This window comes from Deinococcus proteolyticus MRP, assembly GCF_000190555.1.
Taxonomy (GTDB): domain Bacteria; phylum Deinococcota; class Deinococci; order Deinococcales; family Deinococcaceae; genus Deinococcus; species Deinococcus proteolyticus.
Genome location: NC_015161.1, coordinates 1526565 through 1542723 on the forward strand (window position 1 = coordinate 1526565; position 16159 = coordinate 1542723).

Sequence of the window (16159 nt, forward strand, 5' to 3'; positions counted from 1 at the left end):
CAAGTCACTTTTTTTGGTCATACTGCGCAGGCGGGTCAAGTTGGCACGGCCGGTGTTCTTAGGAGCAGAGGTTGTGTATTCTAGTAAGGCTTACCCGTACGCGGGTAAAGAATCCAGGAGGAACTTATGGCAAAAGGTACGTTTGAACGCACCAAGCCCCACGTGAACGTGGGCACCATCGGACACGTTGACCACGGCAAGACCACCCTGACCGCGGCCATTACCTTCACCGCTGCTGCGATGGACGACACCGTCGAAACCCTGGCTTACGACCAGATCGACAAGGCCCCCGAAGAAAAGGCCCGTGGTATCACCATCAACACCAGCCACGTTGAATACAACACCGAAGGCCGCCACTACTCCCACGTGGACTGCCCCGGTCACGCCGACTACGTCAAGAACATGATCACCGGCGCAGCCCAGATGGACGGCGCTATCCTGGTCGTCAGCTCCGCTGACGGCCCCATGCCCCAGACCCGCGAGCACATCCTGCTCGCCCGTCAGGTCGGTGTGCCCTACATCGTCGTGTTCATGAACAAGGTCGACATGGTTGACGACGAAGAACTGCTCGAGCTGGTCGAGATGGAAGTCCGCGAACTGCTCAGCAACTACGAGTTCCCCGGTGACGATCTGCCCATCGTTAAGGGCAGCGCCCTCAAGGCCCTCGAAGCCCTGCAGGCCAACCCCAAGACCGCCCGCGGTCAGGACGAGTGGGTCGACCGCATCTGGGAACTGCTGGACGCCATCGACTCCTACATCCCCACCCCTGAGCGCGACACCGACAAGGCTTTCCTGATGCCCGTCGAAGACGTGTTCACCATCACCGGCCGCGGTACTGTGGCGACCGGCCGCGTGGAACGCGGCATCGTGAAGGTGGGCGACGAAGTGGAAATCGTGGGTCTGACCGACACCAAGAAGACCACCGTGACCGGCGTGGAAATGCACCGCAAGCTGCTGGACAGCGGTATGGCGGGCGACAACGTGGGCGTGCTGCTGCGTGGCGTGAGCCGTGACGACGTGGAACGTGGTCAGGTGCTGGCGAAGCCCGGCAGCATCACCCCCCACACCCAGTTCGAAGCCAGCGTGTACGTGCTGAGCAAGGACGAAGGTGGACGTCACAGCGCGTTCTTCGGTGGCTACCGTCCCCAGTTCTACTTCCGGACCACGGACGTGACCGGTGTGGTGGAGCTGAAAGAAGGCGTGGAAATGGTGATGCCCGGCGATAACGTCGAGTTCACCGTGGAACTGATCAAGCCGATCGCCATGGAAGAAGGCCTGCGCTTCGCCATCCGCGAAGGTGGCCGTACCGTCGGCGCCGGCGTTGTGACCAAGGTCATCAAGTAACTTCAGCTTAAGCGCTGCAGAAAACTGACCGGAGCTGGCTGGGAGTATTCCCAGCCAGCTTTCCCGTTCTCCTCTCCGCTTGGCCTTGACCTTGAACCGGGGAGGCACTAGTGTGTATAATTTTCAGGTTCATGACTACGCACCTGACGTGGTCAAGGAGGAACCTTATGAAGAAAGATCTGCACCCCAAAGCCGTTCCCTGCAAAATCATCTATCAGGGCCAGGTTGTCATGGAAACCCTGTCTACCCGCCCCGAAATCCACGTGGACGTGTGGAGCGGCTCTCACCCCTTCTGGACCGGCGAAGAGCGCTTTGTTGACACCGAAGGCCGTGTAGAGAAGTTCTCCAAGCGCTTCGGCGACAGCTACCGCAAGCGCAGCTAAGCGGAGATACAACGTTCAGAGGGGGAGGCTTAAGCCTCCCCCTTTTCCTCTGGTTACTCTCGCGTCTCAGCCGGGCTACAGGCATATATCTCTATACCTCGGGAGCGAGACAGCGGCAGCTCAGCAAAGATGCAGTTGAGTTTCCAAAAGAGGAGGGCAGCCCTAACAGGCCTGCCCTCCTCTTCCACTGAGTGTCTAAGCTTTAGCTCTGGGTTTCGTTGTCGTAGCCTTCAGTCAGGGCCACGGCTTCGCCGGCGCTCATCTCAGGGGACTGAGCATCAGGAATGCCTGCGGTCTTTTCTGCAGCTTTGCTGGTGTCAGCCTTATCGGCGCTGTCGGAGCTCATGCCGAACTGCGCAAAGAGGTCAGCGTAGACATCGCCCAGCTTGGTACTGATCTTGCCGCCCTGGCTGGCGTCCTTGGCCGAGTAGTTGTAATCGGCACCACGGCCGCCGCCACGGCCACCACGGCTGTTGCCACCGCTATAACGGTCAGTGCGGCTGCCGCCACCCTGGCTAACGAAGTCACGGTTGCCACCTTCACGGGGAGCAGGGCCACCGCCCAGCGCACGGCGGCGGGACAGACTGGCGCGCTGCTCTACAGGATCAATGTTCAGGATGACAGCTTCGATTTCGTCACCCTTCTTGAACAGGTCAGCAGGGTTATTCACACGCTGGATGTCCAGCTCGCTGATGTGAATCAGGCCCTCAATACCCTCTTCAATTTCCATGAACACACCGAAGTCGGTCAGACCAGTCACCTGGCCCTTGACTGGGGTGCCAGGGGGGTAGCGGTCAGGCAGGGCGCTCCAGGGATCATCCGTGGTCTGACGAATACCCAGGCTGATACGGCGCTCCACCGGGTCCATCCGCAGGATGACAGCTTCGGCTTCCTCACCCTCGGTCAGCACTTCGTTGGGGTGACGCACGCGCTTGGTCCAGCTCATTTCACTGACGTGGACCAGACCTTCCAGGCCAGGCTCCAGTTCCACGAAAGCACCGAAGTTGGTCAGGTTGGTGACCTTACCCTTGACACGCTGGCCGATGCTGTAGCGCTCCATGGCACCTTCCCAGGGGTCGTTGGTCAGGGACTTCATGCTCAGGTTGATGCGCTCGCGGCTCTCGTCCACGTCAATGACCTGCACCTTAACCTTGTCGCCCACAGCCACAACTTCACGGGGGTGGTTGAAACGGCCGTAGGTCAGCTCGCTGCGGTGCACCAGACCGTCAATGCCGCCCAGGTTCACGAATACACCGAAGTCGGTGATTTCCACCACGGTGCCTTCAAACTCGGCGCCGGACTCCAGGTGAGTCATGGTTTCCTGCTTGGCCTGTTCCTTCTGGGCGTCCAGGATGGAGCGGTGGCTGATGATGACGCGGTTGCGCTTGCGGTTCAGCTCAATCAGCTGCACCTGCAGAGGCTTGCCGACGTAGGGGTCCAGGTCGTTCACCCGGCGGGTGTCCACCTGACTGGCGGGCAGGAAGGCACGGATGCCTTCTACCTGAGCCACCAGGCCACCACGGACTTTTTCCAGCACCTCAACCTCGAAGGTCTGGCCTTCTTCCTGCATCTTCTCCAGCACGCGCCAGCCCTTGTTCTGGTCAGCACGCTTCTTGGAGAGGACAATCTGGCCGGTGTTGGTATCCACACGCACCACGTAGGTGGTGATGGAATCGCCGGGCTTGTACTGGGCCTGGGCTTCCTCGGCGGTCATCGGCTCGTCGCCCAGCTGGGTCAGGGGCACGATGCCCTCCACCTTGGCGCCGATATCCACGGCAATGCCTTCGGAACCGATAAACACCACGGTGCCGTCGACGATGTCGCCACGGTTGACGTTCTGGGGCTCCTGAGCTTCGCTCGCCAGCACGTCTTCCATGGTCATTTCGGGGTAGTCGCGCTCCTCGGTCTGGGCAGCCTGAGGCTGAGCCGGCTGGGCCTGCTCCTGCTGCACATCACTCTGGGTCGCGGTCTCGGTGCCCTGATCGGGCTGAATCATCCCGCCTTCCTGGGCGGGGGTCTGGGTCTTATCTTCCATGAACTCCTAATCCTCCTGGATATAGCCTGCGCGTCTTGGCGCGGCAACACCTCAGCCTAGCATCTGCACATAGGCCGGGGCAAGAGAAAAAGGCGCTCAGGCAGCCCTAGCACCCTTGCAGGCCCCGGCGCCTCTTTGCTACACTCCTGCGGTGCGCTTTTTGCGTGGCTGCTGGTAAGGCGCATACGTCCGTTCCCTAACAGGCGGACAACCCTCAAATCCACACCCTTGAGGCATCACTATGGTTAAGATTCGTTTGTCCCGCTTTGGTTCGGCCCATAACCCCCACTACCGCATCGTCGTTGCCGACGCCCGCCGTCCCCGCGACGGTGGTTACATCGAGAGCCTGGGCCACTACGACCCCCGCAAGAAGTCCGAGAACTTCCTGAAGGTGGATGTAGAGCGCGCCCAGCACTGGCTGGCACAGGGCGCCCAGCCCACCGCCACCGCCCGCCGACTGCTGAAGTCGCAGGGTGTGCGCGTCCGCTAAGCGGGCCAGAGGCGGCGCTCTGGTATAGCCGAGTGCCACCGGAAGAGGACTGTTCATCTGAGCAGTCCTTTTTTCTTTGAGGTTCCCGGATACCTGGCTCCAGATACTTGGCGCTGTCCAGGCTCCGCCTTTTTCTGAGGGCTGTCACAGTCCGGCGCCCATTTCGCCTGCCTCGCGGGGCGTGCCACTATAGAGGCATGACCCTCTTCGACGAACTGGAATTCTCCAACCTGCAACTGGACCAGCACGGCCCGCTGGCGGTGCTCACCATCAACCGTCCCAAGGCACTGAATGCCCTGAACACCGATACCCTGGCCGAAATCGGGCAAGCAGTGGACTTGATTGCCGAGAACGCCGACATCAGCGCTCTGATTCTGACCGGTGCGGGTGAGAAGGCGTTTGTGGCCGGAGCCGACATCAGCGAGCTGAGCGAGATGAACAACGTCTACTCGGGCCGTGAGCTGTCGCTGGGCGGCCAGGAAGTGATGCAGTCGCTGAGCAACTTGCCACTGCCTACCATCGCCTGCATTCAGGGCTTCGCACTGGGCGGCGGCCTAGAGCTGGCGCTGGCGTGTGACATCCGCGTAGCCTCTCCACACGCCCGCCTGGGTCTGCCCGAAGCGGGCCTGGGGGTGATTCCCGGATTCGGTGGCACACAGCGCCTGCCGCGCCTGATCGGCAGCGGGCGCGCCCTAGACCTGCTGCTCACCGGCCGGCAGGTGGGCGCTGAGGAGGCCCTGGCCATGGGCCTGGTGAACTACGTGTCTGACGAGCCGCTGAGCAAGGCCCGTGAGGTGGCCGAGCAGATGATGCGCAATGCACCCATCTCGCTGGCGCTGATCAAGGAAGCGGTGCGCCGCGGCGCCCATCTCAGCGTGGAGGAAGGTATGGAAATTGAGGCCGACCTGTTCGGCATGGCCGTGGCGACCAGCGATTTTGCCGAGGGCACCCGCGCTTTTCTGGACAAGCGCCGTCCCGAATTCAAAGGCGAGTGATGGCGGAGCAGGCAGAGCAGTCCGGGCAGCGTTGCCGCGGCACCCAGGGGACCTTCCGCCTGGACGTGCTGGGCGGTACACCCCAGGAGATGGGCGGTGTGCAACCGGGAGAGTCGGTTGCCAGCCTCCAGAAAGAGGGGCTGGAATCGCAGCTGCACTTCACCACGCCCAGGGCCAAGCTGATTGAAGCAGCGCAGGCCTCAATTCGCTCGGACCTGAGCGAGTACCCACGGGCGCTGGCTGCCTTTGAGGCCCTCCAAAGCGACCCGGAAGCGCTGGCCCACTGGGACATGGCGAACTACATCACCATGCGGAAGCTGGGCTACAACGACCACGGCCGGGTTCACGCCTTTATCACCGGGGCAGCGGGCATCACTATTGCGCACCTGCTGCTGGACGCCGGCGTAAAACCCGACCTGATCGAAAGCGGAATCGGGGACGCGGACGACGTACTGCTGACGGTCATCCTGGGCACCATGCTGCACGACATCGGCAACCAGGTGCACCGCGCCGGGCACGAAATGCACGGGGTCAATCTGGCCCTGCCGATTCTGGACCGCATCATGACGCCGCTGTATGGGGATACCTTCAAACGCATCAAGGTGCGCTCGTTCATCCTGGGTGCCATCAACTGCCACGACCTGAACCCGCCGCCGCTGACCATTGAGGGCGGCATCACGGCGGTGGCCGACGGCACCGACATCACCAAAGGACGTGGGCGCAAGGCGTTCAAGATGGGCAGCGTGGACATCCACTCCATCAGCGCCCTGGCCGTGGACCAGGTGGTGATCGAGCCCGGCGAAACGCGCCCGGTCCGCATCAGCGTGACCATGAACAACTCGGGCGGAATCTTTCAGGTGGAGGAGGTGCTGGCCTCCAAGGTCATCAACACCCCACTGCGTGAATACATTGAGCTGCACGCCGCCACCCGGCCCAGCGGCGACAAGCAGATTCTGACCCGAGTGCGCCTGGAAGGCAGCCAGTTCGTGGTGGACTTGGAAGGCGGCGAAAAGGTGGCCGTGGACGTGGACAACTCTGCTGCCGAGGCCGCCGAGGCCCAGGCCGACACGGCTCCGGTACCGGAGCCCTGAACCGTGCCCCCCGCGCTCAGGTGCGGGGGACCCACTCTGCCTGGGGCGGCTCCATCACGCCGTCACTTCCCAATCGGCACCAGTTATCGGCACCACATTCCCAGTCGGCAGCCCCCTTTCACCGCAAATGCTGAGCAGATTGTTAGACTGCAGCGATGCCCGTGAATGCTGCTCCAGAAAGCCGTTCTTCTTCCCCACGCCGCCCCGGTCCCTGGCTGTGGGGCACCGCTGCGCTGACGGCCCTGCTGGGCAGCGCCCTGGCCCTCAGCCTGGGCCAAAGCGGCAGCGGTCTGGCGCCCGGCGTCCGTATCGGGGGCGTGGATGTGGGGGGGCTGAGCCAGGAGGAAGCGCAGGCCCGGCTCAGCCGTGACCTGCCAGCCGCGCCGCAGATGACGGTCCGCGCTGGAGGCAAAAGCTGGCAGCTGAGCGCGGCCGAACTGGGCTGGCAGCGCGACACGGCCGCCGCACTGGAGCAGGCACAGGCCTACACCGCCAGCCGGGGCTGGACGCAGCGCCTGCAGGGGCTGACCGGGCAGGGGCAGCCGGCCGACTTCAGCGTGCCGGTGCGGGTAGACGAGGCGCAGGCCGCCGCCAGACTCGCGCGGTTGACGGCCCCGCTGGGCGTGACCCCCCAGGACGGTGAAATCAAGTTCGATGAAAAAGCCTACCGCTATGTGGTGAAGGGGGGGCGCGAGGGCAAGCAGGCCAATGCCAAAGCCGCCGCCCAGCAGTTCGCCGCGCACCCGGAGGCCACCGAGCTAAACGTGGCCTTCCAGGCGGTGACGTCGGCGTACTCGCCTGCCCGGCTGAAAGTGCAGGCAGACAAGGGCAACGCGCTGATTCGGCCCCTGACCGTCCGCCTTCAGGATTCGGACACGGCCGTTACTCTCACCGCGCGGCAGGTCGCCAACCTGTACTGGGCCACCCGCGACGGTATCAAGCCCGACCCGGACGCCATCGAAGCAACCTTTAAGGGTTTGCTGGCACAGGTAGACCGCCCGGCCACACCGGCACGCTATGTGGCCAGCGGCAAAGACTGGGTGCCGCGCGAAGGCCGCAGCGGTCACGAGGTGCAGCGCGAAGAGGCGCGGCAGGTGTTCGAGCAGAACGTTCTCGATCCCGCAGCGACCGAGTCGGTGTGGCCGACGCAGCGGACCGAGCCGGGCTTTACGGTGGCCGACCTGCCCGACCCGGCCGGGCTGGAACTGGTGGCGAGCGGCGAGAGCACCTACGAAGGCAGCAGCGAGGCGCGGCGAGAAAACGTGCGGGTGGCGGCGCAGAAGCTGGACGGCTACGTGGTGCCGGCCGGCGAGAACTTCAGCTTCCTGCAGGCGATTGGCGGCATCACGGCTGAGGACGGCTTCGTGAGCGGGCTGATTATTTCCGGTGGACAGACGGTAGACGGCCTGGGAGGCGGAGTATGTCAGGTGTCCACCACGGCCTTCCGCAGCCTGTACAACGCTGGCCTGCCGGTAGTAGAGCGCAACCAGCACTCTTACCGGGTGCCCTACTACGAGCCGCAGACCGGCTTTGAGGCGGCGGTGTACGACCCCGGCCTGGACCTGGTGATGAAGAACGACACCGGTGCGCCGCTGGTGGTGCGGACCGTGAACGACAATGCCCGCAGCCGCCTGACGGTAGAGCTGTGGGGCAAGAAACCGGAGCGGCAGGTCACGGTGAGTGACGCGGTTATTACGGCGCAGCTGCCGGCTCCAGCTCCGCGCTACGTGGTGAATTCCAGCCTGGCTCCTGGGCAGCAGCGCTTTGTGGAAGGGTCGCGCCCAGGCCTGTACCTGTACATCAACCGCACCATCAAGGATGCGAAAGGCACCCGCACTGAGCGGCTGGACACCCGCTACGAACCCTGGCCCGGCACCATTGAGCGGGGGCCGGCCCAGTGAGTGGGACCGTGAATGGAGGGGGAAGCGGGGCCACCCTGCCTGCCCGCGTGCGGGTCACCCGCCCTCCCCTGCCGCTGGCCCCTGCACTGGCCAAAGCGGCCGGCCAGCTGCTGCCGGATACCGACCTGGCGCAGGTGGAGGCGGCGGCCCTGGCCATTGCAGGCGGCAGCGTGATTGGCGCGGCGCTGCGGACCGGGGACGGGACAGCAACTTCGGTGGCCCCCGGCTGGCGCGGCAAAGGGATAGAAGCGGCGCTGACTGCCGAGCTGGACACCCCTGCGGGATAGGGCGGGACCACCGCCGCGTGGGCGGTCTGCTAGCCTGAATGCCATGCCACAAATGAACTTTGCCCTGGACGATGAGGGCCGCCTGATTGTGCAGCACGTGCGCGATTTCTGCCGCAGCGAGATTGCACCGCTGGCCCGCGAATACGACCGCGAGCACCGGTGGCCGGAGCCGCAGCTGCGCGGCTTGGCCGAGCTGGGCCTGTTGGGCGCCACCGTGCCTGAACAGTGGGGTGGCGCTGGCCTGGACAGCGTGACCTACGCGCTGTGTCTGGCCGAGATTGCCGCCGCCGACCCCAGCGTGGCAGTCATCGTGAGCGTGCAAAACGGCCTGCCTGAACAGATGATTCTGAACTACGGCACCGACGAGCAGCGAGAGCGTTTCTTGCGGCCGCTGGCCAGCGGGGAAAAGCTGGGGGCCTTTTGCCTGACCGAGCCGCAGGCGGGCAGCGACGCCGCCAGCCTGAAGACCCGCGCCGTGCGCGACGGCGACGACTGGCTGATCAGCGGCTCCAAAGCCTGGATTACGTCGGGCGGGCACGCGGACCTGTACATGGTGATGGCCCGCACCGGCGGCGAAGGAGCACGCGGCGTGAGCTGCTTCGTGGTGGAAGCCGGCACACCTGGCCTGAGCTTCGGGCGCCCCGAGGAGAAGATGGGCCAGCACGCAGCGCACACCACGGCCGTGACCTTTGAGGGCGTGCGGGTGCCGGCCAGCGCCATGATTGGCGAAGAGGGCCAGGGACTAATCGTGGCGCTGTCCAGCCTGGACGCGGGCCGCATCGGCATTGGGATGCTGGGCGTAGGAATTGCCCAGGCAGCGCTGGAGCACGCTGCCCGCTACGCTGCCGAGCGCGAGCAGTTCGGCAAGCCTATCGCGGCTCATCAGGCCGTGAGCTTCAAGCTGGCGCGGATGGCCACGCAGCTGGAAGCGGCCCGGCTGGTAGGCCTCAAAGCCGCCTGGCTCAAAGACCAGGGCCAGCCTTTTTCCAAGGAAGCCAGCATGGCCAAGCTGCTGGGCAGCGAGGCGGCGGTGGACGTGACCCGTGACGCCGTGCAGATTTTCGGCGGCAACGGCTACAGCGCCGAATACCCGGTGGAAAAGCTGTACCGCGACGCCAAAATCACCGAAATTTACGAGGGAACCAGCGAAATTCAGCAGCTGGTGATTGGCCGTGCAGTGCTGAGCGAACTGACCCGCTGAAGGCGGCCAGCCAATGGAAGCAGGAAAGCGGCTACAATGCGGCCCTCATGACCCGCAAGCGGCAGGCCGGACTCAACCAAGCCACCCTCTCCCTGCTCGGCCTGCTTCTGGCCGGCGCGGCGGCGCTGTGGGGCTGCGGCGAAGACCTGAACCTGCCGAACCTGCCCACCCCTCCCGGCGAGAGCGTCCCTGGGGCTTATGGGGACGCGGGGCAGTGCCGCGACGAGTGGCGCGGAGGCATTCCTACGCTGACAGGTAACCAGACCCGGCTGCTGTGCCGCCAGGAGTATGCGGCGCTGTATGACCCCCAGCACCGCGTGCCCCGTGTGGTGGGCGAATACCTGGCACCCACCGAGTTCAGCGGCGACGTGCAGCGCCAGGACGACTTCGCACCCGACCCCGACCTGCCGGCGGGCGAAAGTGCCGAGTTGAACGACTACCGGCGCAGCGGCTACGACCGTGGCCACATGGCCCCTGCCGCCGATTTCAAGTCCAGCCCGCAGGCCATGCGGGAGTCATTTTATCTGAGCAACATGGTGCCGCAAAACCACGACATGAACACCGGCGTGTGGGCGGCGCTGGAAAGTGCGGTCCGGGCCTGTGCCAAAGACCGCGGCGGCGTGTTCGTGCTGACCGGGCCGGTGCTGGGCAAGAAGCCGGCGACCATCGGCGGCGGGGTGGCAGTGCCCGACGCGCTGTTCAAGGTGATTGTGTCGGGCAAGGACGCCCGTGCCTTCGTGATTCCCAACAAGGACCAGGCCAGCGACACCAACTTTGGGCGCTACGAGGTGACGCCGCAGATGGTCGAAGGCCTGACCGGCCTGACCCTGTTCCCCGACGGCAGCGTGACCCTGGACCAACAGGGCCGCTTCTGCCGTGGCTCGTTCGGGGGCTGAGGCAGGGCGGGGTTTGAAGGGCCGCCCCCGGCTCACGGCTCAGTTGCTGTCAGTCGGCTCCAGCAGGGGACCGGGGCCGGACCCTGGTTCTACCGGCACCCGCTCCGGAAAGAGTTGCGTGGGTACGCGCTGCAGCTGGGTGTTCAGCAGCCGGGCGGCCGCGCTGCGGGCCAGGGCACTGCGTACCTGCGGCGCTGCCTGCTCGGGGGGAATCACCCCGGCGGCGTGGCGTTCGGTCACTTCAACCACGTGCCAGCCGTGGTCGGTCTGGACCACCTGCGGCGTACCCAGCGCCGCGCCGAACAGTGTCGCCTCAAAGGCAGCCACCGTCTCGCCGGGCGCCAGGCAGCCCAGCTCGCCCCCGCGTGAAGCGCTGCCGGGGTCGCGGCTCTGCGAGCGGGCCAGCAGGGCAAAATCGGCCCCGGCCAGCAGGGCCACGCGCAGGTCACGGGCCTGGACCTCGCTGGTGACCAGAATGTGCCGGGCACAGGCTTCCTCGCGCTGCACGAAGCTGTGCCGGTTCAGAGCGTAGTAGCTTTCGACCGCCGCGTCGCTAAAGGTGAAGCGGGTACGCAGTTCGCTGCGGTAAGCGTCCAGCAGGGCCCGGCGGGCCATTTCGGACAGATAGTCGGCCTCGTCACGGTAGCCGGCGCCGGTCAGATAGTCGGCGTAGCCCTGCGGCTGCGCGAAGGAATGCACGCCGATGCGGGGCGGCCCCTGATAGGTGAATTCCGGCAGGGCCTGACGGGCGAGGTATTCCACCTGCTTATCGTGAATGAACTGTTCAAAGAACTGGCTGCGCGACGGAGCGAAAGATGTGAGCAGGTCGTCCCGCAGCGGCAGCCCCTGGCGGTTGAGAACCTCGCCCACCGCCAGGCGAAAAGCGCGGTCGAAGTCGGCGCGGGTCACCCGCAGCGCACCGGGGCCGCTGCCGATAATGGCCAGCAGGTCGTTCTCCGGCTGGCCACTATCGGCAGTGGCCTGAGCACCCGAGGCAGAGACCGGCTGGGGGCCGGTCGGCTGTACACCGCTTCCCTGAGCCTGGGCCGGCTGCGCCAGTGCACCCAGCGCCAGCAGCGCCAGCAGCATGGGCCCTGCACCACCCCCGCGCCTCCTGCAACAAGCCGTCATGGGTCCACTGTAGAGCATCGGGCCACATGGAGGCCTCTCCGGCCAAACCGTCTAAGAGGCTTCCATGTGGCCCGGGGCTTTGCCTGATTCCATCCTGCTCTCCCACTGTTCGGCCGGGCCAGCACCATCCCTGCGGCACATCGGCATATGTCCGGGCCAGCAGACGGACACTCCGGGCCCAGCCACTTCCATGCACAGGCACTTTCATACACAGGCACTTCCATACACAGGCACCTCTATACTCGGACACCAGATGCCCCACAACCTGCCCCCCGCTGCGCCGGCTCCGGCACCAGCCCTTCTGACGGCCCCGCCCCCTCCAGCCGTGCTGTCCGCCTTCTGGTTCGGCACAGCCTTTCACTGGCTGGTGCTGCTGCTGATTGCCATGCCGGCAGGCGTGGTGCAGTTCATGGGCGAGGGCGCCAAAGGCACCTGGCTGGGTGTACTGACCGCGGTTGGGGCGTTGGTGGCCCTGGTGCTGCCGCCTATCGTGGGAGCGCAGAGCGACCGCAGTGGGCAGCGGCTGCCCTACCTGCGCCGGGGGTTGGCGGTAAACCTGCTGGGTCTGGGGGTAATGGGCGGAGCCGTGGCCGGACTGAGCGGCGCGGGCGGCTTCGCGGTCTTCGTGCTGGGTTTTCTGCTGGTGCAGTTCGGGAACAACTACGCCACCGCCCCCTACTCGGCGCTGATTCCGCAGCTGGTGCCGCCTGAGCAGCGTGGGCACTATTCCGGCGTGATGGCAACCCTGCAGGCAGTGGGGCAGCTGCTGGCAGCGGCGGCCACCTTCGCGGTCGCGGCGCTGCACCTGCCGCCTGCCGCCAATTACCTGCTGATTGCGGCTGTGCTGACCGTGCCGGCCCTGATTACCCTGCGCGGTGTGGCCGGGGCAGACCAGGCGGGCCAGGCCGCAGCGGGCGCCGCACAAGCACGCGCCCTGAGCCTGCGCGAACTGTTCGCGTACCAGCCCTTTTTCTGGGTGTTCTGGACACGGGTGCTGTTTGCACTCGGGCAGTATTCGGTGCAGCCCTTCTTGAACTACTACAACCGCGACGTGCTGCGCCAGGCCAACCCCGACCAGAGCACTTCGGTGATGCTGGCGGCCATTATCATCGCCAGCATCTTCAGTGCGCTGCTGGGCGGACGGCTGAGCGACCGCCTGGGCCGCAAGCCGGTGATTTACCTGGCCGGCGGCCTGATGGCGCTGGCCGCTGTGCTGCTGATTCTGAACGGCAGCTACACGCTGGCCCTGGGCATCGCCGCGCTGTTCGGCTTGGGCTTCGGGGCCTTTACCAGCGTGGACTGGGCCCTGGGCAGCGACGCCATGCCCAGCAAAAGCAGCTTTGCACGCGATATGGGCATCTGGCACGTGGCCTTCGTGGCGCCGCAGTTCGTCAGCCTGCCGATGGGCACCCTGCTCGATACGCTCAACCGGGGCGGCGGCACTGGAGGCTATACGGCGGTGTTCGGGCTGGCTGCCGTATTTTTCGTGGCTGGCCTGCTGCTGGTGCGGCGGGTGCCGGAGCGGGTGCATCCTCACACTGCCTAACGAGCGGGTGCATTCCCCCGCTGCCTGAGGGCCGGGTGCATTCTCACGCTGCCTAGCGGGGCGGGAACATCTCCCCTACCCCGTCAGCCTCTCAGCGAGCATTCAAAAACCGCAGCACTGCCCGCGCGATGGCCTCGGCCTGGCGCTGACGGTACTCGGCCGAGGCGAGGCGCGGGCCTTCGGCGGGGCTGGACCCGAAGCCCAGTTCGGTCAGGATGGCCGGGGTGGTGGGGCTGCGAATCACATAAAAGGCGTCGGTCTTCACGCCACGGTTCTGGGCGCCGGTCGCGGCCACCAGCTCGGCCTGCACCAGTCCGGCCAGCCGGCGCGAGAAGCTCAGCTTGGCCTGCGAGAGCAGGTCGCCCAGCACGCCCTGTGCCGAGCGGGCGGCCTGGAAGGTCAGCGCTTCGCCCACGCTGCCGCCGCCGTTCTCACGCACGGCCAAGCTGCGGCCTTGCCCCGGCAGCGGCTGCCCGAAATAGTAGGTCTCGATGCCCTGCGCGGCGGAACTGGTAGACGCATTGACGTGAATACTGACGAAAGCGCTGACTTGCCCCGCAGTCGCCATGCGCGAGCGCAGGTTCAGGTCAGTGCCCTTGTCTGTGTGCAGATGATTGTCGGAGCGGCGGGTGAGGGTTACGGCGACTCCGTGCGCTTCCAGGGCGCGGGCGGCACGCAGGGCCACATCCAGATTCACATCCGCCTCGCGCAGCCAGCGGCTGGTCATGCCAGGATCGATGCCGCCGTGTCCAGGGTCCAGCACGATGCGGGCCTGCACCGGGCCAGCGGGGCGGCCAGGGGTAGGCGTGGCGGCAGGCTTGGGCACAGGTGTAGGCGTGGGGGCCGGAAGGGCAACAGGGACCACCGCCGCAGGCTGAGGCGCAGTTGCAGACGTCCGCTCTGGCAACAGTTCCAGCAGCAGCCCCGGTGGCCAGCCACCCACCGCCGGCCAGAACTGCGCCCGTATGTCGCTTACCCCCGGCCCCAGCGTGAGGTTCAGGCGGCGGCCCTGGGCGGTGTAGGCAGGCAGCTCGGGACCCAGCTCCCCCCGGAGCGGCACAAACTCGAACGGCAGCTCCAGCCAGGCTTCCCGCCCCTGCACAGTCAGCTGTGGGGGGAAAGGCGGGGTGCCGGCCGGCAAGGTCACGAACACCCGGCTCTGTCCGGCGGCCTGCCGCAGCTCCAGCTCGAGCTGCACTGCAGGCCGTGAGGGAGCAACTGGAGGCACTGCCAGCGGCGCGGTGGCGACAGCCGGGGAAGCCAGTGCCAGCCCCAGTGCTGCCAGCAGCGCCCCGCGCCTCCGTAGCCCTCTCCTCCCCAGCCTCCCCATCGCCCCCAGTGTAGGAGTCACGCCTGACAGAACCCTGCCAGGTGCCCGCAAGGGGGGGTTGGCCGCAGGGAATCCGTGTGTTCAGCATCTGTAGTTCCGGTTTCTCTATCTCCAACATTCGTGGCTCCAGCATTCACGGCTCCAGCATTCATGGCTCTGGCATTCGGCTACTGCCCCGTGCTACACCGCAAGGCAGCATGACCGACTCTGCCGCTGCCCCGCTTCCCTCCACCCCACTTATCCCAGTGTTCTACACCCGCGCCAGCTGCAAACTCTGCCAGCAGGCCGAAGCGCTGCTCCGAGCATGGGAAGTGCCCTTTCAGCGCGTGGACATCGCGGGCGACGAGGACCTGATTGCCCGCTACGGCCACCACGTACCGGTGCTGACGCTACCGCTGCCCGGCGGCGAGCGGACCCTGCACCGAGGCCCTCTGACCCGCAGCAGTCTGCCCGCGCTGCAGCTGCGGCTGATTCGGCTGCGCCGGGAACTGAGCAGCGCGCCGCGGCAGCTGCACTGATGCCCGGCAATGCCGTTTCGGCCCGGATCAATTCCGCAAGCAGGCGCTATGGTGAAGCACATGACATGGGCAGACCGACTGCGCGGAGGACTGCAAAAAACCCGCGCCCAATTGAATCAGAATGCCGGCTTTCTGGGCCGTGACCTGCGTTCCTACACCCGTGACGAAGGCGCCCTCGAAGACCTGGAAATGGCGCTGCTGGCCGCCGACGTGGGCGGGCCAGCCACTGCCGACATTCTCAGGAGTGTGCAGGCCAGCCGCCGCCCCGACCTGCTGGCGGCCCTGTCCGACGCCCTGATTGAGCAGCTTGAACCCCCCAAGCAGGAACCGGCGGCCGGCAGCAACGGCCTGACCCCCTGGTTTCAGCCACGGGTCAAACCCTCGCCGGTAGAACCCGCCGGACACGTGGTGATGGTCATCGGCGTGAACGGGGTGGGCAAGACCACGACCATTGCTAAGCTGGGACAGCACTACATGGAGCACGGCAAGAGCGTGATGTTCGGAGCCGGGGACACCTTCCGCGCCGCGGCCGGAGCGCAGCTGGAAGTGTGGGGCAACCGCCTCGGCGTGCCGGTGGTGCAGGGCAAGGAAGGCGGCGACCCTGCCGCCGTGGCCTTCGACGCCGCCGACAAGCGTAAGGCACGCGGTACCGACCTGCTGCTGGTGGACACGGCTGGGCGCCTGCACAACCAGACCAACCTGATGCAGGAGCTGCAAAAGGTTCACCGCGTCATTGGCAAGGCCGACGCGGGCGAACCGGCCGAGGTCTGGATGGTGCTGGACGCCGTGACTGGCCAGAACGGGCTGCAACAGGCCAAGAAGTTCAACGAGGCTATTGCGCTGACCGGCGTGGTGGTCACCAAGCTGGACGGCACGGCCAAGGGCGGCATCCTGATTCCGATTGTGCGCGAGCTGGGCGTGCCGATTAAGTTTATCGGCGTGGGCGAGCAGGCCGACGACCTGCAACCTTTCAACGCGGCGGAATATGTGGAGGCGCTGCTGGCCCAGTAG

Annotated in this window: 15 protein-coding genes; 12 read left to right on the plus strand and 3 right to left on the minus strand. The window is 65.8% G+C overall.

Annotated features, from left to right (window positions below):
• Positions 1-126: 126 nt before the first annotated feature.
• Positions 127-1344: an elongation factor Tu gene (gene tuf / locus DEIPR_RS07275; protein WP_013614171.1), complete on the plus strand. Its 1218-nt coding sequence runs from the start codon at positions 127-129 to the stop codon at positions 1342-1344.
• Positions 1345-1511: 167 nt separating this feature from the next.
• Positions 1512-1727, plus strand: coding sequence for a 50S ribosomal protein L31 (rpmE, locus tag DEIPR_RS07280; RefSeq protein WP_013615189.1), 216 nt, complete (start codon positions 1512-1514; stop codon positions 1725-1727).
• A gap of 202 nt (positions 1728-1929) precedes the next feature.
• Here rpmE and DEIPR_RS07285 read toward each other — a convergent pair whose 3' ends face one another.
• On the minus strand, positions 1930-3762 hold the full coding sequence (locus DEIPR_RS07285) for a 30S ribosomal protein S1 (RefSeq protein ID WP_013615190.1): 1833 nt from the start codon (positions 3760-3762) through the stop codon (positions 1930-1932).
• Positions 3763-4003: 241 nt separating this feature from the next.
• Here DEIPR_RS07285 and rpsP point away from each other — a divergent pair, with 241 nt between their 5' ends.
• The 7 genes from rpsP (at position 4004) to DEIPR_RS07320 (ending at position 10623) form a co-directional block, all read left to right on the plus strand.
• Complete coding sequence (gene rpsP, locus DEIPR_RS07290) at positions 4004-4252, plus strand: 30S ribosomal protein S16 (RefSeq protein WP_013615191.1); 249 nt, start codon at positions 4004-4006, stop codon at positions 4250-4252.
• A 197-nt stretch (positions 4253-4449) separates the two neighbouring features.
• A complete protein-coding gene (locus tag DEIPR_RS07295; protein ID WP_013615192.1) occupies positions 4450-5247 on the plus strand; it encodes an enoyl-CoA hydratase-related protein in 798 nt (265 codons plus the stop codon).
• Positions 5247-6338 (plus strand): phosphohydrolase, encoded by a 1092-nt coding sequence (locus tag DEIPR_RS07300; RefSeq protein WP_013615193.1) that lies wholly within the window; start codon positions 5247-5249, stop codon positions 6336-6338. The genes DEIPR_RS07295 and DEIPR_RS07300 overlap by 1 nt, the downstream gene beginning before the upstream one ends.
• Before the next feature lie 155 nt (positions 6339-6493).
• Positions 6494-8239 (plus strand): VanW family protein, encoded by a 1746-nt coding sequence (locus DEIPR_RS07305; RefSeq protein ID WP_013615194.1) that lies wholly within the window; start codon positions 6494-6496, stop codon positions 8237-8239.
• Positions 8240-8247: 8 nt separating this feature from the next.
• Complete coding sequence (locus DEIPR_RS07310; RefSeq protein WP_041222719.1) at positions 8248-8526, plus strand: hypothetical protein; 279 nt, start codon at positions 8248-8250, stop codon at positions 8524-8526.
• A 43-nt stretch (positions 8527-8569) separates the two neighbouring features.
• Positions 8570-9727 carry an acyl-CoA dehydrogenase gene (locus tag DEIPR_RS07315; protein ID WP_013615196.1) on the plus strand — a complete coding sequence of 386 codons (1158 nt, stop codon included), beginning with the start codon at positions 8570-8572 and terminating at the stop codon, positions 9725-9727.
• Between the two features lie 47 nt (positions 9728-9774).
• Positions 9775-10623, plus strand: a complete 849-nt coding sequence (locus DEIPR_RS07320; RefSeq protein ID WP_013615197.1) for a DNA/RNA non-specific endonuclease — start codon at positions 9775-9777, stop codon at positions 10621-10623.
• Positions 10624-10662: 39 nt separating this feature from the next.
• On the opposite strand, the gene DEIPR_RS07325 is transcribed toward DEIPR_RS07320, so the two are convergent.
• A complete protein-coding gene (locus tag DEIPR_RS07325) occupies positions 10663-11712 on the minus strand; it encodes a peptidylprolyl isomerase (RefSeq protein WP_013615198.1) in 1050 nt (349 codons plus the stop codon).
• Between the two features lie 295 nt (positions 11713-12007).
• Here DEIPR_RS07325 and DEIPR_RS07330 point away from each other — a divergent pair, with 295 nt between their 5' ends.
• Positions 12008-13300, plus strand: a complete 1293-nt coding sequence (locus DEIPR_RS07330) for an MFS transporter (RefSeq protein ID WP_013615199.1) — start codon at positions 12008-12010, stop codon at positions 13298-13300.
• Between the two features lie 91 nt (positions 13301-13391).
• On the opposite strand, the gene DEIPR_RS07335 is transcribed toward DEIPR_RS07330, so the two are convergent.
• On the minus strand, positions 13392-14630 hold the full coding sequence (locus DEIPR_RS07335; protein WP_013615200.1) for an N-acetylmuramoyl-L-alanine amidase family protein: 1239 nt from the start codon (positions 14628-14630) through the stop codon (positions 13392-13394).
• 197 nt (positions 14631-14827) lie between these two features.
• Between DEIPR_RS07335 and DEIPR_RS07340 the strand changes: the two genes are divergently transcribed.
• A complete protein-coding gene (locus DEIPR_RS07340; RefSeq protein ID WP_013615201.1) occupies positions 14828-15148 on the plus strand; it encodes a glutaredoxin family protein in 321 nt (106 codons plus the stop codon).
• A 60-nt stretch (positions 15149-15208) separates the two neighbouring features.
• A complete protein-coding gene (gene ftsY / locus DEIPR_RS07345; RefSeq protein WP_041222731.1) occupies positions 15209-16159 on the plus strand; it encodes a signal recognition particle-docking protein FtsY in 951 nt (316 codons plus the stop codon).

Bases quoted from the DNA above. Each gene is read 5' to 3' on its own strand.
- ftsY (WP_041222731.1), top strand. From the start codon at position 15,209: ATGACATGGGCAGACCGACTGCGCGGAGGACTGCAAAAAACCCGCGCC.
- DEIPR_RS07285 (WP_013615190.1), bottom strand. From the start codon at position 3,762: ATGGAAGATAAGACCCAGACCCCCGCCCAGGAAGGCGGGATGATTCAG.
- DEIPR_RS07315 (WP_013615196.1), top strand. From the start codon at position 8,570: ATGCCACAAATGAACTTTGCCCTGGACGATGAGGGCCGCCTGATTGTG.
- rpsP (WP_013615191.1), top strand. From the start codon at position 4,004: ATGGTTAAGATTCGTTTGTCCCGCTTTGGTTCGGCCCATAACCCCCAC.
- DEIPR_RS07320 (WP_013615197.1), top strand. From the start codon at position 9,775: ATGACCCGCAAGCGGCAGGCCGGACTCAACCAAGCCACCCTCTCCCTG.
- DEIPR_RS07305 (WP_013615194.1), top strand. From the start codon at position 6,494: ATGCCCGTGAATGCTGCTCCAGAAAGCCGTTCTTCTTCCCCACGCCGC.
- rpmE (WP_013615189.1), top strand. From the start codon at position 1,512: ATGAAGAAAGATCTGCACCCCAAAGCCGTTCCCTGCAAAATCATCTAT.
- DEIPR_RS07340 (WP_013615201.1), top strand. From the start codon at position 14,828: ATGACCGACTCTGCCGCTGCCCCGCTTCCCTCCACCCCACTTATCCCA.
- DEIPR_RS07325 (WP_013615198.1), bottom strand. From the start codon at position 11,712: ATGCTGCTGGCGCTGCTGGCGCTGGGTGCACTGGCGCAGCCGGCCCAG.
- tuf (WP_013614171.1), top strand. From the start codon at position 127: ATGGCAAAAGGTACGTTTGAACGCACCAAGCCCCACGTGAACGTGGGC.
- DEIPR_RS07335 (WP_013615200.1), bottom strand. From the start codon at position 14,630: ATGGGGAGGCTGGGGAGGAGAGGGCTACGGAGGCGCGGGGCGCTGCTG.
- DEIPR_RS07300 (WP_013615193.1), top strand. From the start codon at position 5,247: ATGGCGGAGCAGGCAGAGCAGTCCGGGCAGCGTTGCCGCGGCACCCAG.
- DEIPR_RS07295 (WP_013615192.1), top strand. From the start codon at position 4,450: ATGACCCTCTTCGACGAACTGGAATTCTCCAACCTGCAACTGGACCAG.
- DEIPR_RS07330 (WP_013615199.1), top strand. From the start codon at position 12,008: ATGCCCCACAACCTGCCCCCCGCTGCGCCGGCTCCGGCACCAGCCCTT.